The organism is Rhizobium sp. UBA1881, from assembly GCF_002338015.1.
In the GTDB taxonomy this organism is placed as follows: domain Bacteria; phylum Pseudomonadota; class Alphaproteobacteria; order Rhizobiales; family Rhizobiaceae; genus Rhizobium.
Genome location: NZ_DDHH01000137.1, coordinates 1 through 21,098, shown reverse-complemented (window position 1 = coordinate 21,098; position 21,098 = coordinate 1). Strand labels below are relative to the sequence as shown.

Sequence of the window (21,098 nt, the reverse complement as noted above, 5' to 3'; positions counted from 1 at the left end):
TCGAGCCTAGCGCTGCTCAGGTCAGCGACGGGATCTTGCTTGCGATGTAGGTAAAGACGTTGTTCAGCGATCCGCTGAGCGCGCCGACGCCGGTGATGATCGCAGTGGCAACCAAGGCGGCGATGAGGCCGTATTCGATGGCGGTGGCGCCGTTGCGATCGGCGACAAATGCTTTCAGAAGTCTCGTCATTCGTCCCTCGTCGCTCGACATCACAGTCGATTTCCTAGCGTTGCCCAGAGCCCCAGGCCCTCAGCAGCCAACACCGCTTCCATAGCCCTGCACCACGCAGACGGAGCCCGGCGTATCCTGCAGAATGCTGCGACGGATCGTGTAGCGCTTGCCGTTCTCGCTCTTCGAGCCGTTTTCGCTCTTCGGAATTGAACCCGTGGTGATGGAATCGAATTCAGACGGCGCGCTGGCGAAGACGCTCGACTTCGACTTGTCGGCGAGCATTGGTGTCAGGATCAGCGTCAGAGCCACGACGGCCGTGCCGAACAGCAAGGCGATGTTCAGCGCCCCCGTCTTGCGCGAGGAAACCGAAGCCTGCTCTTTCTCCCGAACTGCTTTCCAGAAATCGTCGTCCATGCGTCAAGCCTTCTACACACACGCCAGTTGCTTGATTGAGGCCGATCTTTGCCAGAATCTGTTAAACGATCGATTAATATCCACAGCCAGATTGGCACAGAAAAAGTTATAAAATAGAAATTTCTAAAGTAGGTCCTGCAGGATGGGGATCAGCGGCTCATCGGCCGGCGGCATGGGATAATCGCGCAGCGCCTGCGGCTTCACCCACTTGATCGCCTGCCCTTCGCGGCCAACAGGAATGCCCTCGAAACGACGGCAGACGTAAAGCGGCATCAGCAGGTGGAATTTCTCGTAGGTGTGGCTGGCGAAGGTGAGCGGCGCCAGGCACGCGACCTTGGTCGTGATGCCGAGCTCCTCATTGAGTTCGCGCACCAGCGTTTCCTCCGGCGTCTCGCCCGGCTCCATCTTGCCGCCGGGAAATTCCCAGAGACCGGCGAGCGATTTGCCTTGAGGCCGCTGCGCCAACAGGATGCGCCCATCCGCGTCGATCAACGCGCAGGCGACGACGAGAAGGATGCTGTGGCCAGTACCGCTCACAACTGTCTCGCTCATCGGCAAAGATCCCGCCGCCAGTATGAATAGCGATAGGCCTCGACGAAGCCGAGGCGCTCGTAAAGCGTGATGGCAGGCACGTTGCCGGTCTTGACCTGCAGCCAGGCGGAGCGGGCACTGCGCATCCGCGCCCAGCGCAGAGCGGACGTCAGGATTTCGAGCCCAAGCCCCTCGCGGCGGCGCGAGGGTGTGACGGAGAGCGACATGATGCCGGCCAGATCATTATCCTGCACGCAGAGCACGGTCGCCAGCGGCCCCGTTTCCGGGTCTTCCACCATGAACAGGCCGGATGGCGGCTTGATCGCGTTGATGACTTCGGCCAATGCCGGCTTCAGCTTCGTCGACACCTGGTCGGTCGCCAGATTGGCGTCCACGAAGCGGCTGATGTCATGCGTCGGCAAATGATCGAGCGTATCCGGCAGATCGGCATTGGCGAGATCGCAGGTCATGACGATGGTTTCGTCGAACGGCACCCAGCCCTCGGCCTTCACCAGATCGATCAGCACCGGCGAGGCCAGCGGCGTCTGCCGCAGCACCGCCGGGCGGCCATAGGCCTCGAACTTGCGGCTCGCCTTGGCCAGCCGGATCTCGACATCGCGATGGTCGGACGGATCGAGCGGCACGATAGAGTTCAGCCGGTTCGACGGATGCCCCGCCGTCAGCCGCACCTGCCAGCTGCCGTCGTAAACAACCGACGAGGCAGGCCAGGCCCGGAAACCGACGGCTTCCAGCCTGCGCACGAGCGGCAGATTTGCCTTCTTTGGGAATGCTTCAGTCAATGAAAAATCAGCTCCGGTAGTCACCGTTGATGGCGACATACTCCTTTGTGAGGTCGCACGTCCAGACCGTTGCCGTACCGTTTCCGAGGCCGATTTCGACCTTTACCGGAATGTCCTGCTTTTTCATGACGTTGGAGGCGGCCTCTTCCGAGTAGCCGGCATCACGTTCGCCGTTGACGGCAACGCGTACGTCGCCGAACCAGATGGCGAGGCGGTCGCGATCGGCCATTTCGCCAGATTTGCCGACGGCCATGACGATACGGCCCCAGTTGGCGTCCTCGCCGGCGGCCGCGGTCTTGACCAGCGGCGAATTGGCGATCGACAGCGCGATCGTCTTGGCGGCGGCATCGCTTTCGGCGCCCGTCACGGTGATCTCGAGCATCTTGGTGGCGCCTTCTCCGTCGCGCACGACCTGCAGCGCCAGATCCTTGAGGAGATCGTTGAGCGCGGCGCGGAACGATGAGAGGCGCGGATCGTCAGCCGTCTCGACGCGAACCTGGCCGTCTTCGGCGGCGGCACCCGTTGCAAACAGCATCAGCGTGTCGGAGGTCGAGGTGTCGCTATCGACGGTCATCGAGTTGAAGGTCGGATCGACACCGGCGGACAGCATCGCCTGCAGCGCTGCCGGCGCGATGTCGGCGTCGGTGACGACGAAAGAGAGCATCGTCGCCATGTCAGGCGCGATCATGCCGGCGCCCTTGGCGATGCCGTTGATCGAGACCGTGACGCCGCCGATCTCGGCCGTGCGGGTCGCGACCTTCGGATAGGTGTCGGTGGTCATGATCGCCTTGGCGGCTTCGAACCAGAAATCGCCGGTAGCGTCGGAATAGAGCGTATCGAGCACGCCGGAAAACTTGGTGGCGTCGAGCGGTTCGCCGATGACGCCGGTGGAGGCGAGGAAGATCTCGCTCTCGCTGCAGCCGACGGCAGCCGCCGCCGACTTGGCGGTGAGCGCGGTCGCTTCACGGCCCTTCACGCCGGTAAAGGCGTTGGCATTGCCGGAATTGACGACCACGGCGCGCGCAACGCCGCCGGGCAGATTGGCGCGGCAGAAATCGACAGGGGCCGACGGGCACTTGGAACGGGTGAAGACACCGGCAACGGCCGCCGGCTTGTCGAACACCATCATCAAAACGTCGGTGCGGTTCTTGTACTTGATCCCCGCCGAGGCGGTTGCCATGCGGACACCGCGCAGTGCTGGCATGGGCACGAAGGTTTTGGGAGCGAGCGGGGAGACGGAACCGGACATGATCATCGACCTGGCATGAAAGGGGATACGGAAGGGCCCGGAAAAACCGGGCCCTCGATGGATATTGTTACTGCTGAGCCGGCGCTGCTGCGGGCGCGTCACCCGGCTGCGGCTGCTTGTTGGCGTCGTCGTAGCCCTTGCGCAGGGCTTCGTCCGTGATGTCGATCTTGGACTTTTCCTTGGCGGAGGCGAGAAGCGCAAGATACTTGTCGCGCATGACGAGCTGACGAACCTGATCCTTGACCTGGTCGTAAGCCGGAGGAGCGGCGTCGCGCTTATCCTCGACGAGGATGACGTGGTAGCCGAAATCGGTCTTCACAGGGGTCTTGGTGTAGGCACCCTTGTCGAGCGCGAAAGCCGCGTCTTCGAATTCCTTGACCATGCGGCCCTTGGTGAAGTAGCCGAGATCGCCGCCGTCAGCCTTGTTCGGGTCGGTGGACTTTTCCTTGGCGAGGTCGGCGAAGTTCTTGCCGGCGTCGAGCTGCTTGATGACGTCCTTGGCTTCGTCTTCCGTCTTCACCAGGATGTGGCGGGCGTGAACTTCTTCCTGCTTCGGAAGGGCTGCGACTTCCTTGTCGTAGCGCGCCTTGACTTCAGCGTCGGTCACGGTGTCGACGACGTGCTTCTTGAAGTAGGCGTTGTGCAGTTCGCGATCGGCGAGGTACTGCATGCGCTTCTTGAACTCAGCCGACTGGTCGAGCTTTTCAGCAGCCGCGTCCTTGGCGAGCAGCTTCACGTCGATGGCAGCGGAAAGCGCTGCGACCTTCTTCTGGTCGTCAGGCAGCTGCGCCAGCTGCGGATCGAGGTTGGCGATCGCCAGGTCGAGTTCCGACTGGTGGATCTCGACATCGCCGACCTTGGCAACGACGGCGTCAGCGCCGTCCTGTGCCCGCACAGGCGCCTGGAAGGCGACGAACGTGGCGAGTGCCATCACGGCGATTCTGTTGTAGTTCAACATCAAACATTCCTTCACAGTTAACCCACCGGCTTCAACTTCTTGAATCCTGCCCTGAACAGGCATCAACACTGGAATGTGGCCTTTCTATATCAGCCAAATCCGTTGACATCATTCGACCCCCCTCTTATCTGTCACGCAACCTCGCGTCCAGAAAAGTTTCCTGGCGTTTCGATACGTGCGCCCGAAATTCGGCCGGGCCGCCCTTACGAGAAGCCCGGGATGAATATTCAGAAAGGACCAGTCGTATGGTCAGCTTTGGCGGCATCGCCCGCAAACTATTTGGCTCCGCCAATGATCGCCGCGTGCGGTCCTTCCAGCCGAACGTCGCCGCAATCAATGCGATTGAGGAAAAGACCAAGGCGCTGTCCGACGAACAGCTCGCCGCCCAGACGGTGGAGTTCCGCAAGCTGCTCGCCGAAGGCAAGACGCTCGACGACATCCTCGTCCCGGCCTTTGCTGTTGTCCGCGAAGCTTCGCGCCGCGTGCTCGGCATGCGCCCCTTCGACGTCCAGCTGATCGGCGGCATGATCCTTCATTCCAACGCCATCGCGGAAATGAAGACGGGTGAAGGCAAGACGCTGGTCGGAACGCTTCCCGTCTATCTGAACGCGCTGTCGGGCAAGGGCGTCCACGTCGTTACCGTCAACGACTATCTCGCCCAGCGCGACGCGGCCACCATGTCGCGCCTGTATAGCTTCCTCGGCCTGACCACGGGCGTCATCGTCCACGGCCTGTCGGACGAGGAACGCGCGGCGGCCTATGGCTGCGACATCACCTACGCGACCAACAACGAACTCGGCTTCGATTATCTGCGCGATAACATGAAGTACGAGAAGGGCCAGATGGTTCAGCGCGGCCACAACTACGCCATCGTCGACGAAGTGGACTCGATCCTCGTCGACGAAGCGCGTACGCCGCTGATCATCTCCGGTCCGCTCGACGACCGCTCCGATCTCTACAACACGATCGACACCTTCATCCCGCTGCTCGTCGAAAGCGACTACGAGATCGACGAAAAGCAGCGTTCGGCCAACTTCTCCGAAGAAGGCACCGAGAAGCTCGAAAATCTCCTGCGTGAAGCCGGCCTGCTCAAGGGCGCCAGCCTCTACGACATCGAGAACGTCGCGATCGTCCACCACGTCAACAACGCGCTGAAGGCCCACAAGCTCTTTACCCGCGACAAGGACTACATCGTCCGCAACGACGAGATCGTCATCATCGACGAATTCACCGGCCGCATGATGCCGGGCCGCCGTTATTCGGAAGGCCAGCATCAGGCGCTGGAAGCCAAGGAACATGTGAAGATCCAGCCTGAGAACCAGACGCTGGCGCAGATCACCTTCCAGAACTACTTCCGCATGTACGACAAGCTCGGCGGCATGACCGGTACGGCGCAGACGGAAGCGGAAGAATTCGGCAACATCTACGGTCTCGACGTCGTCGAAGTACCGACCAACCTGCCGATCCAGCGTATCGACGAAGACGACGAGGTCTACCGGACCTTCGAGGAGAAGTACAAGGCGATCATCGCCGAGATCGCGGATGCGCAGAAGCGCGGCCAGCCGGTTCTCGTTGGTACGACCTCGATCGAAAAATCCGAACTGCTCGCCGAACTGATGCGCAAGCAGGGCTTCAACAACTTCCAGGTTCTGAACGCCCGCTACCACGAGCAGGAAGCCTATATCGTCGCCCAGGCCGGCGTTCCCGGCGCGGTCACCATCGCCACCAACATGGCGGGTCGCGGTACCGACATTCAGCTCGGCGGCAACCTCGACATGCGTGTCGAGCGCGAACTCGGCGAAGTCGAGGAAGGTCCGGAGCGCGACGCCAAGATCGAGGCGATCCGCGAAGAGATCAAGCAGCTCAAGGAAAAGGCGCTGGCCGCCGGCGGTCTCTACGTCATCGCGACGGAACGCCACGAAAGCCGCCGTATCGACAACCAGCTCCGCGGCCGCTCCGGCCGTCAGGGCGACCCCGGCCGCTCGAAGTTCTATCTGTCGCTTCAGGACGACCTGATGCGCATCTTCGGCTCGGATCGCATGGATTCGATGCTGACCAAGCTCGGTCTCAAGGAAGGCGAAGCGATCGTCCATCCCTGGATCAACAAGGCTCTGGAACGCGCGCAGAAGAAGGTCGAAGCCCGCAACTTCGACATCCGCAAGAACCTCTTGAAGTACGACGACGTTCTGAACGACCAGCGCAAGGTGGTCTTCGAACAGCGCCTCGAGCTGATGGAAGCAACCAACATCTCCGAGACCGTTTCCGACATGCGTCGCGAAGTGATCGAGGATCTGGTTCAAAAGCACATTCCCGAGCGCGCCTATGCCGAACAATGGGATGCCGTCGGCCTCAAGGAGCAGGCCAACGCGCTCCTCAATCTCGACCTCCCGATCGAGGACTGGGTCAAGGAAGAAGGCATCGGCGAAGACGATATCCGCGAACGCCTGACGGAAGCGGCCAACGCCGTCTTCACCGAAAAGGCCGAGCGCTTCGGCGACGACATCATGCATTACGTCGAGCGTTCGATCGTCATGCAGACGCTGGACGCGCTGTGGCGCGAGCACATCGTCAATCTCGACCACCTGCGTTCCGTCGTCGGTTTCCGTGGCTACGCCCAGCGTGACCCGCTGCAGGAATACAAGTCGGAAGCCTTCGAGCTCTTCAACACGCTGCTCAACAGCCTCCGCCAGGCCGTCACCGCCCAGCTGATGCGTGTCGAACTGGTGCAGCAGGAGCAGCCGGAACCGCCGGCCATGCAGGCCCATCACATCGACCCCAATACCGGCGAAGACGAGTTCGGCTCGGTCTACCAGGCATCGGAAGTCATCGTGGCGCCCGAAAACCGCAACCCCGACGATCCCGCAACCTGGGGCAAGGTCGGCCGCAACGAGGTCTGCCCCTGCGGTTCGGGCAAGAAGTACAAGCACTGCCACGGTGCCTTCGAACAGGCCTGAGACCTGATCGAGCATTGAAATCGAAGCCCTCGCGACCGGGACGTCGCGAGGGCTTTTTCATGCGCTACGCCCACAACTTCCAATTTCATGATTCGCCCGAACTTCAGCCGCAAAACAGTCGCTTTGTTCGCAGAGCTTGCGCCGATATCAGATTTGATTTCAGGGACACGCGATGAACCGCACCGCCTGCAAGGCCCCCTATTTCAGCCAGTGGGAAACGGCGTCGATGACGCTCTCCGTGCTGGAGCGCGGCGCACCTGCCTTGCTGGATGATCCGCTCTGGCAGCGATCCGGCGCCGACACAATCGAGGAATATGCGCGCTGGGCCGTCAACATCTGCGGCATGGCCTGCCTGAAGATGATCCTCGCCGCCAGGGGCGAAGACCACCCCATCATCGACCTCGCACGCGGCTGCACCCGCTTCGGCGGCTATGTCGTCAACAAGGAAGACCAGTCGATCAAGGGGCTGATCTACGCGCCCTTCGTCACCTATGTCGGCGAAACCTTCGGTCTCGGCGCGAAAACCATCACCGGCCTGCCGACACCAGATATCGCCGATGTCCTCAAGGACAACACCTTCTTCATCGCCTCGGTCAACAGCCAGATCCGCTGGCCCGACCGCCAGCCGCCCACAAAAGGCGGCCACCTTGTGCTGGTGACGGCGGCAGACGCCGATACCATCCGCTTCCACAACCCATCCGGCCATGACGAAGCCAGCCAGGCCGACGTCGAGCTGCCGATCGAGATCTTCGACCGCTTCTTCGCCAATCGCGGCGTCGCGATCCGGCTCGACCAATAACAATAATCCAAGGGGACCCATCCGCCATGCCGACACAGCCCGCCCGCCCAACATCGTCGCGCCCGCGCATCGCCATCCTCTTCGGCGGCCGCTCGCCCGAACACGATGTCTCCATCCTCTCGGCGACCAATGTCGTCGCGGCCCTCGACGCCGAGCGCTACGACGTCCTGCCGATCTTCGTAACGAGGGAAGGGCAATGGCTTCTCCTGCCGAAGGGCACCGCGCTGTCTTCAGCCGCCAAGGTCGAGGAAGCCGTCGAGGTCAGCCTTCTGCCCGGCGGCCATGGCCGCATGCTCGCCATCCCGCAAGGCGCGCAGCCCTATGAAGTCCCCGCGATCGACGTCCTCTTCCCCGTGCTGCATGGAATGCATGGCGAGGACGGCTCGATCCAGGGCCTGGCATCCGTTGCCCGCGTGCCGCTCGCCGGCTGCGGCCTGCTCGGATCGGTGACCGCCATCGACAAGGACATCGCCAAGCGCCTGCTCCGGGAAGCTGAATTACCCGTGGCGAAAGCGCTCTGCATCGAAGAAGACAGCGTGCCCGCCTTTGACGCCGCTGCGCGGGAACTCGGCCTGCCGCTCTTCATCAAGCCCGCCCGCCAGGGTTCGTCGGTCGGTGTCAGCAAGGTCAGGACACAAGAGGATTTCGCCACCGCGCTTGCGGAAGGCTTCAGGCACGACAGCAAGCTGCTCGCCGAGGAATTCATCGCCGGCCGCGAGATCGAGTTCAGCGTGCTCGAACATGCGAATGGCGAGATCACCGTCTCTCTTCCGGGCGAGATCGCGCCGGCCGAAAGCCACGGTTTTTACAGCTACGAAGCGAAATACATCGACGAGGCCGGGGCTGCGCTCCGCGTGCCCGCGCAGCTGCCGAAGGAGACCGAGGACGAGCTGCGCAAGACCGCCCGCCAGGCCTTCAAGGCGCTCGGCTGCGACGGCATGGCCCGCGTCGATTTCTTCCTGATGCAGAACATGTCCTTCGTGGTCAACGAGCTCAACACCATCCCCGGCTTCACCAATATCAGCATGTACGCCAAGGCGATGGCGGCATCCGGCGTCAGCTACGCCGAGGTGCTGGATGTCCTGATAAACAGGGCGCTGGCGCGCGGTGGCGGCTGACGCTTTGAGCTGGGGACAGGTTAAGCCAGAGGGTCTCGTCACAACCGTTTCTTAACCGTGTCATGCCACAACTCTAGGCACGATTTGCCAGAGAGTTTTGCGTGTCCATTATGGCGGTCATCGAGACGGCGGAGAAGATGTTACCGGCGAGCCTGCGTCCTGCGGGCGGTCGCCTTCTTCGCATGCTCGGCGATATCATGACGAAGCGCGGTGAAAAGGCCGCCGCTCAGCGCATGGCGTTGACCGCCTTCGCCATCCGCGTCATCAGCGCCGCCCTCGCCTTTCTTTCCCAGATCATCCTGGCCCGCCTGATGGGCGAGTACGAATACGGCATCTTCGTCTTCGTCTGGGTGCTGATCGTTCTCTTCGGCGATCTCTCCTGCCTTGGCTTCCACACCGCCATCGTCCGTTTCCTGCCGCAGTACAAGGCATCGGGCGCCTTCGAGGAAATCCGCGGCCTGACCGGCACCGCCAGGATCTTCGGCCTGCTGTCCGGCACCGCCGTGCTCGCCATCGGCATGATCGGCCTGCATCTCTTCGGCGACCGCATCCAGAGCTATTATGTCGTGCCGATCTTCCTCGGCCTACTCGCCATGCCGATGATCGCGCTCGGCGACATATTAGAAGGCACCTCGCGCGCCAATCACTGGCCGGTCATGGCGCTGAGCCCCGTCTATATCATCCGCCCGATCCTGATCATCACCTGCATGCTTGCCGCGATCGGCCTCGGCGCGCCGCACACAGCCGTCACCGCCATGCAGGCGGCGCTGGTCGCAACCTACCTCACCGCGCTCGGCCAGTATGTCGCGACCCTCATTCGCCTGCGCCGGCACTATCACCAGGGCCCGAGCAAGATCGATTTCCTGAGCTGGCTAAGCGTCGCCTTCCCGATCTTCCTGATCGAGGGCGTCAGCTTCCTGCTCACCAATTCCGATGTCGTCGTCGTCGGCATTTTCCTGGAGCCGCACGAGGTCGCCATCTATTTCGCCGCCGCGAAAACCATGGCGCTGGTCCACTTCATCAATTTCTCGGTCAAGGCCGCTTCCGGCCCGCGCTTTTCCAGCATCATCGCCGAAGGCACCCGCGCCGAGCTCGCCGCCGCCGCCTTCGATGCCGCCAGATGGACCTTCTGGCCGGCGCTGGCCGTCGGCCTCGTGGTGCTCGCAGCCGGACATCTGCTGCTGTCGCTCTTCGGCGGCGCCTTTACGGCGGGCTATGTGCTGATGGCGATCCTGCTCGCCGGCATTCTCGCCAAGGCGCTGGTCGGCCCCGCCGAAACGCTGCTCATGATGGCCGGAAAGCAGAATATCTGCGTCGCGCTCTATGCCGGCGCGCTGACTTCAAACGTCACCCTCAACATTCTCCTCATCCCCCATTTCGGCATCGAGGGCGCGGCTATCGCCACGGCCTCGGCCATGGGCGTCGAGGCGGTGCTCTTGCACCTCGCAGTCCGCCGCACGCTCGGCATCGCCCTCTTCGCCTTCGCCAGACCGGCCAGCGCCGGCAACGATATGGAAGCCTGACAGTATGGTGCGCAATCCTCCCGGAACCCAGACCACAGACTCGACCGCCAACCGCATGGTCCACGAGCTGGCATCGCTGGAATTCGATGCACCGCAGGCCGAAGCCCGCGTCGAGATCGGCCGTCCTGGCCGCGAGCTCTGCGTCTACTCCGGCAAGCTCGGCTACGATCTGCAGGACGAGCTCGATTTCCTCTCCAACCGCGCCCTGGAGCCGAACGTCTTCTTCACCGGCCGCTTCCTGGCGCCCGCCATGCCGCGTCTTGACGACCGCGAGGTCAACTTCGCGCTGCTGCGCGACCAGAATGAGACCCGCAGCCGCCTGCGCGTGCTGATGCCGTTTTCGGTCGAAAAACCGGGCTTCGCCGTCGGCCCGTCAATCATCCGCGTCTGGGCCAACAGCTTCGCGCCGCTGGGCACGCCGCTGCTCGACGGCGAGGATGCCGCCGAAACGCTCGACAATTTCCTCGAAGGCCTCACCGCCCGCGACCTGCGCATGCCCGGCATCCTGGTGCTGCCGGATCTGCGCCTGAACGGCATCTTCGCCCGCATGATCCGCGCCGTCGCCATCGGCCGCAACCTGCCGATCACGACCACCAACCCCTATCTGCGCCCGATGCTGCAGAGCGACGAGGACGCCGTCGCCTATCTGCGCCAATCGGTCTCCTCCTCGCACATGCGCGAGATGCGCCGGCAATGGCGGCTGCTGGAGGAAAAGGGCACGGTCGTCTACAACGTCGCCCGCCAGCCGCGCGACATCCACATGCGCTTCGAGGAATTCCTGGCGCTCGAAGCCGGCGGCTGGAAGGGTAAGAAGCGCAGCGCGCTGGTCACCGACCGCCTGCACATGGCCTTTGCCCGCGAGGCGATCTCCAACCTGGCCGCCGTCGACGCCGTGCGTATCCACTCGATCGACTTCAACGGCAAATCGATCGCCTCCACCGTCGTCCTGATGATGGGCGGCGAGGCCTACACCTGGAAGACCGCCTATGACGAGGCCTACGCCCGCTATTCGCCGGGCAAGCTTCTGATGGGCGAACTCACCGAATGGCACCTCGACGACGCCAACATCGTCCGCTCTGACTCTTGCGCCGTGCCAGACCACCCGATCATGAGCCGCTTCTGGCAGGAACGCGAAGAGATGGGCACCGTCGTCATCGGCCTCAACCAAAACGCCGACCGCGACGTCCGCCAGGTCGCCACCCAGCTCCACCTCTACAGCAGCACCCGCAACGTCGCGAAGATGCTGCGGCAAAAGATCATGTCGCTGGCTGGGCGGGGGTGAGAGGCCCCATCTGATGCCGGCAGGAAGACCGTCGTTGACGTCGTGCCTGCGATACCCCCCTCTGCCCTGCCGGGCATCTCCCCCACAAGGGGGGAGATCGGCTCGCGGTAAGGTTTTCGCCAAACGTTGAGGTCGGAGCGAGCGGCCGCGCCCAGCCAATCTCCCCACCTGTGGGGGAGATGCCCGGCAGGGCAGAGGGGGGTATCGCACGGTAAAAGCTGAATAAAAGGCGTCGACCACAGACCGTGCGTCTTCCACACACCACAAAGCCCCGCGCCGGAAACCTCTCCGCGACGACATGACAGACTGGGAATGGGCAGGCGGTGGTCGGTATAAGATAGAAGTGTCAGGCAATATCGCCTGCCCGATCATATCAAGGCTTCCGGATATCCAGGCCGACAGGAGCGTCTCTCGGCCTTTCGCTTCCGGATGGATGAGAGATCCTGACGACCCGATCATCCACCTCTCAACAACCATCACCGGACGCCTGGCTTGCGCCCTGATGTGTCAGATCCGGTTCGCGACCCGGCTCCCTGTCCAATGACGCCATCAGTATGGGAGCGACGATTGCGGCGGGGATGGATGAGGACGACGAAATCTGCAAACGACTGATATCGCCGCGATTTCTTTCACCGCGCAAGATTATTATCCCCGCGAGCGGATCAAAAGATCATCTCTAAGTCCTGTAAGCTTCCAACTCCGCGTGCAGTATCGCGGCACTTACTTCGATCGCCGTAATATCGTCAGCGATTAGCCGATAAAGCGGTGTCTGATCGCCAGGCGCGCGCGCTCCAAGGTGCTGAGCGATGTACTTGATTGCAGCAACGGTCGCGGCAAACCTATCGTGAAGAACGGGCTCATGGTGGGCGAGCCGGTTGCGTGACTGGTAGATAGTCTCAAGATTGTCGGCGACGTCGGAGCGCTTTATTCGCTTGTTCGGGAACACCTTCTTGAGTGTCGGCCGCCAAAGCGTGTGCTCATAATCGGGACCGCATAAACGCTTCCAGATGTAGAAAGTCAGCTCCGCAATGATCTTGCCATCGGTGACCTGGATATGCGTTCGACGGAGCTTGGACCTCTGCGTATGGGATAAGTTCGCGGGGCGGCCGTTCGGGAATGCCAGCGCGTCAAGCCCATGCTTGGTAGCCTGCGCAAGTTTAGCGTATTCGGCCCGACGCGCGCTATCGAGCGCCTGCACGATCTTGGCCTTCTCGCTTTCTTTCCAATGGAAGGGTGCCGGTGGGCTCAGAAGCCAGCCCGCCTGGCCGAAATGCTGCCCGAGATTTTCACAGATCGAGTTCCGCAAGGAAATCTCGATGACCGCGATGATATTCATCAAATCGGCACCGAGGCGCAGTGTCTTCTGATGGAATTCGATTGCAGCCCGGGCGTTGCCGGTGAGCTGGTAAAGCTTGCCCAACCTCTCGGGCGACAGCAGCTTCGTGATCTCCGCTAAATCTGCATCCTCTATCGGCAAGTTGACGCTCCCGTCACTCTCACATATATTCAACCTCGAAAAGTCGAGATCAGATTGGCAGTTTGCTTTCGAGCATTACGAATCCTCGACTTCCCAAATTGAAAAGGCGCTCCTCGGGGCGTCTTTTCTGTTTAATCTAAGGGAAGTATCGGGCGCCACACAAGCCTACCCCTACCCCTACCCCTACCCCTCACCCACCGCCCGTTCCCGCAACATCCGCCGGATCACCTTCCCCGACGTCGTCAGCGGCAGCGCGTCGACGAACGCCACCTCGCGCGGATATTCGTGCATCGACAGCCGCATCTTCACCCAATCGCGGATCTCCGCCGCCAGCGTGTCGCTCGCCTTAAATCCCGGCGCCAGAACCACATAGGCCTTGACGATCTCGGTGCGCAGCGCATCGGGCTTGCCGACCGCCGCCGCCATCTGCACGGCCGGATGGCCGGTCAGGCAGTCCTCGATCTCGGCCGGGCCGATGCGGTAGCCGGATGAGGTGATGACGTCGTCGTCGCGACCGAGGAAGGTGACGTAACCGTCTTCGTCCTGCCGGCCGAGATCGCCGGTCAGCAGCCAGTCGCCGGCGAATTTGCGCGCGGTCGCATCCGCGTCGTTCCAATAGCCGAGAAACATCACCGGATCGGCCCGCGCGATGGCGATCTGGCCGACCGCACCCGACGGCAGCACCGCGCCGGCCTCATCGACGATCGCCACCTTATGCCCGGGCACCGCCTTGCCGATCGCCCCCGGCTTGCTCACGCCAAGCGCGGCGTTCGAGGACAGCACGAAATTGCACTCCGTCTGCCCGTAGAATTCGTTGACATTGATGCTGAGCGTACGGCTTGCCCAATCATGCGTCTCCGCCCCCAGCGCCTCACCGGCGGCACCTATGGTGCGGAGCTTGAGATCGTATCGCTGGCACGGATCGGGCACCGATTTCATCAGCCGCAAGGCCGTCGGCGGAATGAAGCCGTTGCGCACCTTCATCTCGGCCATGATCCGGTAGGCCATGTCCGCGTCGAATTTCTGCGCCGGCGAAGAGACCACGGGCACGCCGAGCATCAGGCTGGGAAGCAACGCGTTCAGCAGTCCGCCCGCCCAGGCCCAGTCCGATGGCGTCCACATCCGGTCGCCCGGTTGCGGAAAGCCCTCATGCGCGAACTGGATGCCAGGAATATGTCCGGACAGCACGCGGTGCCCATGCAGCGCCCCCTTCGGCGCGCCTGTCGTGCCCGAGGTGAAAATCATCAGCGCCGGCTCGTCCGGCCCGGTCGGCGGCACGTCGAAGCGTGGCGCATGACGCTCGACAAGGCTGCCGAAGGAGACGACGCCATTACTGTCGTCAGAAGCATCGACGCTAATCACCGTCTTCAATTCCGGCAGCCGGTCGCGAATCTCGCGGATACGCTTGAGGCCGAAACCATTGGTCACGACGGCGGCCGCGCCCGATGTCTTCAACCGATATTCCAGCGCCTCTACGCCGAAAAGCAGCGCCAGCGGCACCGCGATCGCGCCCATCTTGTAGATCGCCATATGGGCGATCACGGTCTCGAAGGATTGCGGCAGCAGCAGCGCCACCCGATCGCCTTTTGTGAGACCGAGCGCGACGAGCCCATTGGCAAGCGAGGCCGAGCGCGCCGCAAGCGCGCCATAGCTCATCGAAAGATGATCGCCATCCGGGCTGAAGTGCTGAAGACAGATCCGCTCTGGCTCGCGCGCCGCCCAATCGTCCGAGCACACACGGCCGATGTTGAAATCCTCAGGGATCGTCCAGGCGAAATCGCGGTAGAGATCGTCATAGCGAGCGCGCGGCGGCAGCTTCATGGGCGCAGGATCATCGATGGGGTCTCAGTCTCGGTCTTGGGGCAAAAGTCCGTTTATGCTGCAGCAGCTAACACCGTGGGCGCGGCTCACGCAAGCGTGAAGCCCGGATCGCCCTTCCCACCCCAGGGCGCGCATGGTTGTTTGCTGCCGCCGCTGCCAATCTGACCGGTCGTGCCCTAGATAGGGGTAGCGCCAGGGTTTCTTTTCTCATCACGGAGCGATTTCATGGAATACGTCAAATTCGGCGGCACCGGCCTCGAAGTCTCGAAGATCTGCCTGGGCTGCATGACCTTCGGCGAGCCCGGCCGCGGCAATCACAGCTGGACGCAGGCCGAGGAGCCGAGCCGCGCGCTGATAAGGCAGGCGCTCGAAGCCGGCATCAATTTCCTCGACACCGCCAACACCTATTCCGACGGCTCGTCCGAGGAAATCGTCGGGCGAGCGATAAGGGATTTTTCGCGGCGCGACGAAATCGTGCTCGCCACCAAGGTATTCAACCGTATGCGCCCCGGACCGAACGGCGCCGGCCTGTCGCGCAAGGCGATCTTCGACGAGATCGACAACAGCCTGAAGCGCCTCGGCACCGACTATGTCGACCTCTATCAGATCCACCGCTTCGACCCGACGACGCCGATCGAGGAGACGCTGGAGGCGCTGCATGATGTCGTGAAATCGGGCAAGGCGCGCTATATCGGCGCTTCATCAATGCATGCCTGGCAGTTCGCCAAGATGATCTACACCTCAAGGGCCAATGGCTGGACGCCCTTCGTCAGCATGCAGGACCATCTGAACCTGCTCTACCGCGAGGAAGAGCGCGAGATGCTGCCCTTCTGCCAGGACCAGAAGATCGCCGTCATCCCCTGGAGCCCGCTGGCGCGCGGCCGCCTGACCCGCGACTATGACGAAAAGACCGCCCGCAGCGAGACCGACGAGTTCGGCAAGACGCTCTACCAGCAGGCCGAGGACGCGGACCGCGCGATCATCGGCAAGGTAGGCGATCTCGCCAAGAAACACGGCGTCTCCCGCGCCCAGATCGCCACCGCCTGGATCCTGCAGAAGAGCGCCGTCACCGCCCCGATCATCGGCGCCTCGAAATCCGGTCATATCGACGATGCCGTCGGCGCGCTCTCGGTCAAGCTCTCGGCCGAGGATGTCGCGGCGCTGGAAGAGCCCTACGTGCCGCACCGCGTCGAGGGCTTCAAGTAAGGTCTTAGGACACCGCCTGCCCCCCGGAGTGGGGCAGGCGCACGATCCACGTCAAGATATCGCCCCTTGAGGATATCACCATGACCGTCATCCCCTTCGAGGCCCGCCGCTTCCGCTCGACGGCCGCCTATTACACCCGCTACCGCGTCCCCTATCCCGACGAGCTGATCACCCGTGTCGCCGAGCGCGCCGGCCTGCAGCCAGGCGAGCGCCTGCTCGACCTCGGCTGCGGCCCCGGCCAACTCGGCATCGCCTTCGCCCGCCTGACAGGCGCAAAGGTCACCGGCATCGATCCCGAACCGGAGATGCTGGAGACGGCGCGCGCCGATGCCGACAAGGCCGATGTCGCCGTCGATTTCATCCAGGGCTCGTCCTATGATCTTGGCCCATCGCTTGCACCGCTGAAGATGACGGTCATGGGCCGCTCCTTCCACTGGATGGACCGCCCGGCGACGCTCAAGGCACTCGACGCGATCACCGTCGAAGACGGTTGCGTCGTGCTCTTCGGCGATCGCCACATAGCCTCCACGCCGGATTGGCGCGCCGCCGTCAACGCGCTCTCGGAAACCTTCGCGCCGGAACGCAACGCCGACCGCGAGCGTCGCAAGGGTCCGGACTGGATCGCCCACGAAACCGTCCTGCTGCACTCGCCCTTCAGCCATCTCGAGCGGATCGGCATCGTCAGCGAGCGCCAGCTGGCCGCGGACGACATCATCGGCCGCGCCTTCTCGACCTCGGTCACCTCGCCGGAAACGCTGGGCGACAAGGCGGAAGCCTTCGAAAGCGAGCTGCGTGATGCGCTGGCACGGCTTTCGCCCGACGGCCGCTTTGCCGAGACAGTCGAGATCAGCGGCCTGATCGCCCGTCGCGGCTAACTCTTAGCCGGCGAAAGAGCGTCGCGCGTCGTGAACAGGAAATTGTCGGACAGCTCCCGGCTCTCCACGGCGCGCGCCAGGATGACCGCGCCCATCATCGCCGACAGCGTCGTGAAGCCCTTGGCGCGGCGCTCTTCCGCGCTGTCGCCGGGCACGATCTCGGAGAGTATATCGACCAGCGCCAACAGCCCGTCATTGAAGGTCGAGCGCACGGCACCTTGGCTGCGGCTCACCTCCTGCACCAACGAGGCGAAGACGCAGCTGCCGCCGGGATCATCGACGCTGCAACGGGAGAGATAATGATTGAGGAGTGCATCGAGCGGCGCATCCGGGGCACTTGTTATGATCTCGTTCCAACGGATCTTCACCCGCTCGATCAACGCCCGGCTCACTTCGAGCGCCAGATCTTCCTTCGACTGGAAATGCCCGTAAAAGCCGCCATGGGTCAGCCCCGCGGCCTTCATGATCTCGGCCACGCCTGTCGATTCGAACCCCTTCTCGCGAAACAGCACGCCCGCGACACCGAGGATCTTCTCCCGGTTCTCCGCGAATTTCTCCCGGCTGACGCGCATAGCAAGGCTCCTAAAAAACACCGCTTGACAATTTATATGACGCACATCATCAATAATCAACAATGATGATGGCCATCATCTAAATATTTGTATTAGCCTCCGGCAACATCATACGGAACAGCCCCCATGGTCTCCACTGCACTTGCCTCCACGCTGGCGCGGCGCAACATCCACTACGGATGGGTCGTCGTCGCCGCCACCTTTCTCACCATGCTGGTCACGGCAGGCGCCATGGGCGCGCCGGGCGTGCTGATCAAGCCGCTGCAGGACGAGTTCGGCTGGGAGACCTCGCAGATCTCCTCGGCGCTCGCCGTCCGCCTGCTGCTTTTCGGCCTGATGGGACCCTTCTCGGCCGCCTTCATGAATTATTTCGGGGTCCGCAAGGTCATCGTCTTCGCCATGATCCTGATCTCAAGCGGCTTCGTCGGCTCGCTGTTCATGACCGAAATCTGGCAGCTTCTGCTGCTCTGGGGCATCGTCGTCGGCCTCGGCACCGGGCTGACCGCCATGGTGCTGGCCGCCACCGTCTCCGCCCGCTGGTTCACCAAGCATCGCGGCCTCGTCGTCGGCATGTTGTCGGCGAGCTCCGCCACCGGGCAGCTGGTCTTCCTGCCCCTGATGGCGCAGCTGACGGAGAGCTACGGCTGGCGCGCCACCGTCTTCTTCGTCTGCGGCATGATCCTTTTCGCGGCGCTGGTCGTGCTCGCCTTCATGCGCGACCGCCCCTCCGATCTCAACCTCCCCTCCTTCGGCGAGGACCGCATCACCCCGCCGCCGGCTCAAACGGGCGGCCTCCTCACCATGCTCGCCGCCCCGATCGTCGTCCTCAAGGAAGTCTCGAAGACCTCGACCTTCTGGATCCTGTTCGCCACCTTCTTCATCTGCGGCCTGAGCACCAACGGCCTGATCCAGACCCATTTCGTCACGCTTTGCGGCGATTTCGGCATCCTGCCGGTGGCCGCCGCCAGCGTGCTTGCCGTCATGGGCATCTTCGATTTCTTCGGCACGATCGGCTCCGGCTGGCTGTCGGATCGTTTCGACAATCGCTGGCTGCTCTTCTGGTATTACGGCCTGCGCGGTCTGTCGCTGCTCTTCCTTCCCTTCAGCGATTTCTCCTTCTACGGCCTGTCGATCTTCGCCGTCTTCTACGGCCTCGACTGGATCGCCACCGTGCCGCCGACGGTCAAGCTCGCCGCCGAACGCTTCGGCAAGGAAAAGGTCGGCATCGTCTTCGGCTGGGTCTTCACCGGCCACCAGCTGGGCGCCGCCACGGCCGCTTACGGCGCCGGCCTGTCGCGCACCGAGCTGCAGAGCTATCTCCCCGCCTTCTTCATCGCCGGCGCCTTCTGCCTGCTCGCCTCCATCCTGGCGATCACCATCAAGAAATCCGGCCTCCCCACCCCGGCCGTCTCCGTCGCTCACTGAATACATCCTCCGGCCGAACCCATACGGCCGGAAGCCCCACGAAATCAGCCCGATACCCGCATCCCCGTCTTGCGCCATCAGTCAAACGCATGCTAGACACCCGCCTCGTCGGTATCCGTTGCCCCATTGGCGGAATTGGTAGACGCGCTCGACTCAAAATCGAGTTTCGAAAGAAGTGCTGGTTCGACTCCGGCATGGGGCACCACTGGACCGAATTCCAATTGATTTTGTTATTCAAAACTGACGTTTTTGCCTCACACTATTGCACCCCGCACGCGCGGGACAAAACCTAAGCGGAATTTGGCTTTGGCAACGCTCATTCGCCCTACGTTGCAAGGACGAATCAAATCACGTATCGATGCAAGAGGCGCTCTTTTGCGCTCTAAAACTGTAGGGCAGGAATGAGCGACCATTTGAGACCGAACCATCTTGCCAACTTTGCTAGACCACCTCTCAATGAGGTGGTTGTTGGCGTGCAGTTCAATCCTGCTATGGGCTACGGCCAGATCCGGGCGGGTGAAGTTTGGTCACTTTTCAAAGACGGCTTTCCGGCGGTGGAAGAGCAAGTCCCTCTGCCTCCGTCTTTCGAAACGTTCGGTATTCCCTCTCCTCCGACCTTTAATTTTGGTATGGTCAGTGGCGGCCAGCACGATCGCTTTTGGTTTCTCACGGAAGACCAGCAGGAGCTAATCCAGTTTCAAGCTGATCGACTGCTGCACAACTGGAGAAAAGTCCCCGGAGGCGTGCGGGAGTATCCAAGGTTCGAATACATAATTTCATCATTTCAGAATGAGCTCCACGATCTCGAAACCTACTTCGATAGCCTTGCTCCCCAGAGACTGCACTGCACCCAGGCAGAAATCACCTACATCAATCATATCATATTGAATAAGACCGGAACGGGTTCACAGCACTCTGACTGGGTCCGAGATCTGGCGTTTGGGAGGCAAGATCCGGAAGACATCAATTGCACCTGGAGACGTTCGCTCCACATCGATGGCGCTCCAAGGGCGAGATTGATTGTCGAGGCAAAGACAGGCTTTGATTTCTTTCAACAGAGATTATTGTTGTTAAATATTACAGTAAGAGGCTCACCCCTGCGTCCCGACATTGAAGATACGATTGATTTTCTTAAATACGGGCGTGAAATAATAATAAGCGAATTTGCGTCGATGACGACCGACTTCGCGCACGGCATCTGGGAGAGGATATCATAGTGGCTAACATTGCGACCGGCAGCAGTTCCTTTCCCTCGTTCTTGCCCAGCAAAGCCTCGACCGGTGTTTTCAATAAGCGAATTATGCAAACCGTTTCGCATGATTGGCACGAGGCCGTTTCCTCTCGCCTCGAATACCTTACACGGCTCCCGCATAATTGGGATGGTTACGGTGGAAAGCCTGTGAGCTTTCTCCTGGCTCATTTCACGATGAGCATGCTCTCGTCTGCGTGTCCGCTTGGATCGTCGGCTCCGCAGCTTGTCCCAGGTCATAACGGCGACCTGCAGGCCGAGTGGCACACGCTAGAGTACGACATCGAGCTCCATGTTCTTGCTCCTTACCGAGTCACAGCCGTAAGGTGTGCGGGTGATGACGTCGAAGAGATTCAGCTTACAAACGATTTTACTGTAGTGGCTGAGTGGCTCAATGCGATGGAGGTGGCCGTTGCCGCTCGACAAGCCGCCGCATGATGCCGCCGGAAACGTCGAGGTACACGACCATGCGGGCATTCTTGCAGATCACGGGGTGATCCGCCGCATTTCTGCCGATCATCTTGTTGACGACGAGAAAACTGGCGGTAAACGGGTTTCAACCATGGCATTTGGCGCTTCTAGCGGCGTCAATGGCGGCATGTCTGTTGACCTTGAGGAATCGATTGCCGAAGCGGGATTGGACCCACGAACTTTTGTGATATCACCGCCCTTC

General features: G+C 61.9%; 19 protein-coding genes and 1 tRNA gene. 11 read left to right on the top strand and 9 right to left on the bottom strand.

Annotated features, from left to right (window positions below):
• Positions 1 to 16: 16 nt before the first annotated feature.
• The 6 genes from B3605_RS17090 to B3605_RS17065 all read right to left on the bottom strand — a co-directional run bounded on the left by B3605_RS17090 (position 17) and on the right by B3605_RS17065 (position 4,124).
• Positions 17 to 190 carry a Flp family type IVb pilin gene (locus B3605_RS17090; protein WP_112943814.1) on the bottom strand — a complete coding sequence of 58 codons (174 nt, stop codon included), beginning with the start codon at positions 188 to 190 and terminating at the stop codon, positions 17 to 19.
• Between the two features lie 60 nt (positions 191 to 250).
• Positions 251 to 586, bottom strand: coding sequence for a hypothetical protein (locus B3605_RS17085; protein ID WP_112943771.1), 336 nt, complete (start codon positions 584 to 586; stop codon positions 251 to 253).
• Positions 587 to 709: 123 nt separating this feature from the next.
• A complete protein-coding gene (gene mutT, locus B3605_RS17080) occupies positions 710 to 1,138 on the bottom strand; it encodes an 8-oxo-dGTP diphosphatase MutT (protein WP_112943770.1) in 429 nt (142 codons plus the stop codon).
• Positions 1,135 to 1,956: a GNAT family N-acetyltransferase gene (locus B3605_RS17075; protein ID WP_047508598.1), complete on the bottom strand. Its 822-nt coding sequence runs from the start codon at positions 1,954 to 1,956 to the stop codon at positions 1,135 to 1,137. The genes mutT and B3605_RS17075 overlap by 4 nt, the downstream gene beginning before the upstream one ends.
• Positions 1,925 to 3,166, bottom strand: coding sequence for a bifunctional glutamate N-acetyltransferase/amino-acid acetyltransferase ArgJ (argJ, locus tag B3605_RS17070; protein WP_112943813.1), 1,242 nt, complete (start codon positions 3,164 to 3,166; stop codon positions 1,925 to 1,927). Before argJ ends, B3605_RS17075 begins: the two co-directional genes overlap by 32 nt.
• A 67-nt stretch (positions 3,167 to 3,233) precedes the next feature.
• A complete protein-coding gene (locus B3605_RS17065) occupies positions 3,234 to 4,124 on the bottom strand; it encodes a peptidylprolyl isomerase (RefSeq protein ID WP_111564836.1) in 891 nt (296 codons plus the stop codon).
• Between the two features lie 245 nt (positions 4,125 to 4,369).
• Here B3605_RS17065 and secA point away from each other — a divergent pair, with 245 nt between their 5' ends.
• From secA to B3605_RS17040, 5 genes are all read left to right on the top strand, one after another.
• Positions 4,370 to 7,078 carry a preprotein translocase subunit SecA gene (gene secA / locus B3605_RS17060; RefSeq protein WP_018901525.1) on the top strand — a complete coding sequence of 903 codons (2,709 nt, stop codon included), beginning with the start codon at positions 4,370 to 4,372 and terminating at the stop codon, positions 7,076 to 7,078.
• Between the two features lie 172 nt (positions 7,079 to 7,250).
• Complete coding sequence (locus B3605_RS17055; RefSeq protein ID WP_112943768.1) at positions 7,251 to 7,877, top strand: C39 family peptidase; 627 nt, start codon at positions 7,251 to 7,253, stop codon at positions 7,875 to 7,877.
• Between the two features lie 26 nt (positions 7,878 to 7,903).
• Positions 7,904 to 8,995, top strand: a complete 1,092-nt coding sequence (locus B3605_RS17050) for a D-alanine--D-alanine ligase family protein (RefSeq protein WP_112943767.1) — start codon at positions 7,904 to 7,906, stop codon at positions 8,993 to 8,995.
• Positions 8,996 to 9,105: 110 nt separating this feature from the next.
• The gene (locus B3605_RS17045) at positions 9,106 to 10,518 is read left to right on the top strand and encodes a lipopolysaccharide biosynthesis protein (RefSeq protein ID WP_112943766.1); all 1,413 of its coding nucleotides are present in this window, start codon (positions 9,106 to 9,108) and stop codon (positions 10,516 to 10,518) included.
• A gap of 4 nt (positions 10,519 to 10,522) precedes the next feature.
• Positions 10,523 to 11,800: a GNAT family N-acetyltransferase gene (locus tag B3605_RS17040; RefSeq protein ID WP_112950915.1), complete on the top strand. Its 1,278-nt coding sequence runs from the start codon at positions 10,523 to 10,525 to the stop codon at positions 11,798 to 11,800.
• 676 nt (positions 11,801 to 12,476) lie between these two features.
• Here the strand turns inward: B3605_RS17040 and B3605_RS17035 are convergent.
• Both B3605_RS17035 and B3605_RS17030 read right to left on the bottom strand, forming a co-directional pair.
• Positions 12,477 to 13,277 carry a hypothetical protein gene (locus tag B3605_RS17035; RefSeq protein ID WP_112943763.1) on the bottom strand — a complete coding sequence of 267 codons (801 nt, stop codon included), beginning with the start codon at positions 13,275 to 13,277 and terminating at the stop codon, positions 12,477 to 12,479.
• A 183-nt stretch (positions 13,278 to 13,460) separates the two neighbouring features.
• Complete coding sequence (locus B3605_RS17030; protein ID WP_112941389.1) at positions 13,461 to 15,098, bottom strand: AMP-binding protein; 1,638 nt, start codon at positions 15,096 to 15,098, stop codon at positions 13,461 to 13,463.
• 225 nt (positions 15,099 to 15,323) lie between these two features.
• Between B3605_RS17030 and B3605_RS17025 the strand changes: the two genes are divergently transcribed.
• Together B3605_RS17025 and B3605_RS17020 are read left to right on the top strand one after the other, a co-directional pair.
• Positions 15,324 to 16,304 (top strand): aldo/keto reductase, encoded by a 981-nt coding sequence (locus B3605_RS17025; protein WP_112941390.1) that lies wholly within the window; start codon positions 15,324 to 15,326, stop codon positions 16,302 to 16,304.
• Between the two features lie 80 nt (positions 16,305 to 16,384).
• Positions 16,385 to 17,179, top strand: coding sequence for a class I SAM-dependent methyltransferase (locus B3605_RS17020; RefSeq protein WP_112941391.1), 795 nt, complete (start codon positions 16,385 to 16,387; stop codon positions 17,177 to 17,179).
• On the opposite strand, the gene B3605_RS17015 is transcribed toward B3605_RS17020, so the two are convergent.
• Positions 17,176 to 17,751, bottom strand: a complete 576-nt coding sequence (locus tag B3605_RS17015) for a TetR/AcrR family transcriptional regulator (RefSeq protein ID WP_296435182.1) — start codon at positions 17,749 to 17,751, stop codon at positions 17,176 to 17,178. The genes B3605_RS17020 and B3605_RS17015 overlap by 4 nt on opposite strands.
• Positions 17,752 to 17,877: 126 nt before the next feature.
• Between B3605_RS17015 and B3605_RS17010 the strand changes: the two genes are divergently transcribed.
• The 4 genes from B3605_RS17010 to B3605_RS16995 all read left to right on the top strand — a co-directional run.
• On the top strand, positions 17,878 to 19,176 hold the full coding sequence (locus tag B3605_RS17010) for an MFS transporter (protein ID WP_112973970.1): 1,299 nt from the start codon (positions 17,878 to 17,880) through the stop codon (positions 19,174 to 19,176).
• A gap of 120 nt (positions 19,177 to 19,296) precedes the next feature.
• A tRNA-Leu gene (locus B3605_RS17005) sits at positions 19,297 to 19,381 on the top strand.
• A 196-nt stretch (positions 19,382 to 19,577) separates the two neighbouring features.
• Positions 19,578 to 20,393: a TIGR04255 family protein gene (locus tag B3605_RS17000; RefSeq protein ID WP_112941394.1), complete on the top strand. Its 816-nt coding sequence runs from the start codon at positions 19,578 to 19,580 to the stop codon at positions 20,391 to 20,393.
• 444 nt (positions 20,394 to 20,837) lie between these two features.
• On the top strand, positions 20,838 to 21,098 hold a 261-nt coding region (locus B3605_RS16995), incomplete at its 3' end, for a hypothetical protein (RefSeq protein WP_296435180.1).

Excerpts from the sequence above, each read along its gene's own strand:
- B3605_RS17090 (WP_112943814.1), bottom strand. The coding sequence starts at position 190 with ATGACGAGACTTCTGAAAGCATTTGTCGCCGATCGCAACGGCGCCACC.
- B3605_RS17085 (WP_112943771.1), bottom strand. The coding sequence starts at position 586 with ATGGACGACGATTTCTGGAAAGCAGTTCGGGAGAAAGAGCAGGCTTCG.
- mutT (WP_112943770.1), bottom strand. The coding sequence starts at position 1,138 with ATGAGCGAGACAGTTGTGAGCGGTACTGGCCACAGCATCCTTCTCGTC.
- B3605_RS17075 (WP_047508598.1), bottom strand. The coding sequence starts at position 1,956 with ATGTCGCCATCAACGGTGACTACCGGAGCTGATTTTTCATTGACTGAA.
- argJ (WP_112943813.1), bottom strand. The coding sequence starts at position 3,166 with ATGTCCGGTTCCGTCTCCCCGCTCGCTCCCAAAACCTTCGTGCCCATG.
- B3605_RS17065 (WP_111564836.1), bottom strand. The coding sequence starts at position 4,124 with ATGTTGAACTACAACAGAATCGCCGTGATGGCACTCGCCACGTTCGTC.
- secA (WP_018901525.1), top strand. The coding sequence starts at position 4,370 with ATGGTCAGCTTTGGCGGCATCGCCCGCAAACTATTTGGCTCCGCCAAT.
- B3605_RS17055 (WP_112943768.1), top strand. The coding sequence starts at position 7,251 with ATGAACCGCACCGCCTGCAAGGCCCCCTATTTCAGCCAGTGGGAAACG.
- B3605_RS17050 (WP_112943767.1), top strand. The coding sequence starts at position 7,904 with ATGCCGACACAGCCCGCCCGCCCAACATCGTCGCGCCCGCGCATCGCC.
- B3605_RS17045 (WP_112943766.1), top strand. The coding sequence starts at position 9,106 with ATGGCGGTCATCGAGACGGCGGAGAAGATGTTACCGGCGAGCCTGCGT.
- B3605_RS17040 (WP_112950915.1), top strand. The coding sequence starts at position 10,523 with ATGGTGCGCAATCCTCCCGGAACCCAGACCACAGACTCGACCGCCAAC.
- B3605_RS17030 (WP_112941389.1), bottom strand. The coding sequence starts at position 15,098 with ATGAAGCTGCCGCCGCGCGCTCGCTATGACGATCTCTACCGCGATTTC.
- B3605_RS17025 (WP_112941390.1), top strand. The coding sequence starts at position 15,324 with ATGGAATACGTCAAATTCGGCGGCACCGGCCTCGAAGTCTCGAAGATC.
- B3605_RS17020 (WP_112941391.1), top strand. The coding sequence starts at position 16,385 with ATGACCGTCATCCCCTTCGAGGCCCGCCGCTTCCGCTCGACGGCCGCC.
- B3605_RS17015 (WP_296435182.1), bottom strand. The coding sequence starts at position 17,751 with ATGCGCGTCAGCCGGGAGAAATTCGCGGAGAACCGGGAGAAGATCCTC.
- B3605_RS17010 (WP_112973970.1), top strand. The coding sequence starts at position 17,878 with ATGGTCTCCACTGCACTTGCCTCCACGCTGGCGCGGCGCAACATCCAC.
- B3605_RS17000 (WP_112941394.1), top strand. The coding sequence starts at position 19,578 with ATGAGCGACCATTTGAGACCGAACCATCTTGCCAACTTTGCTAGACCA.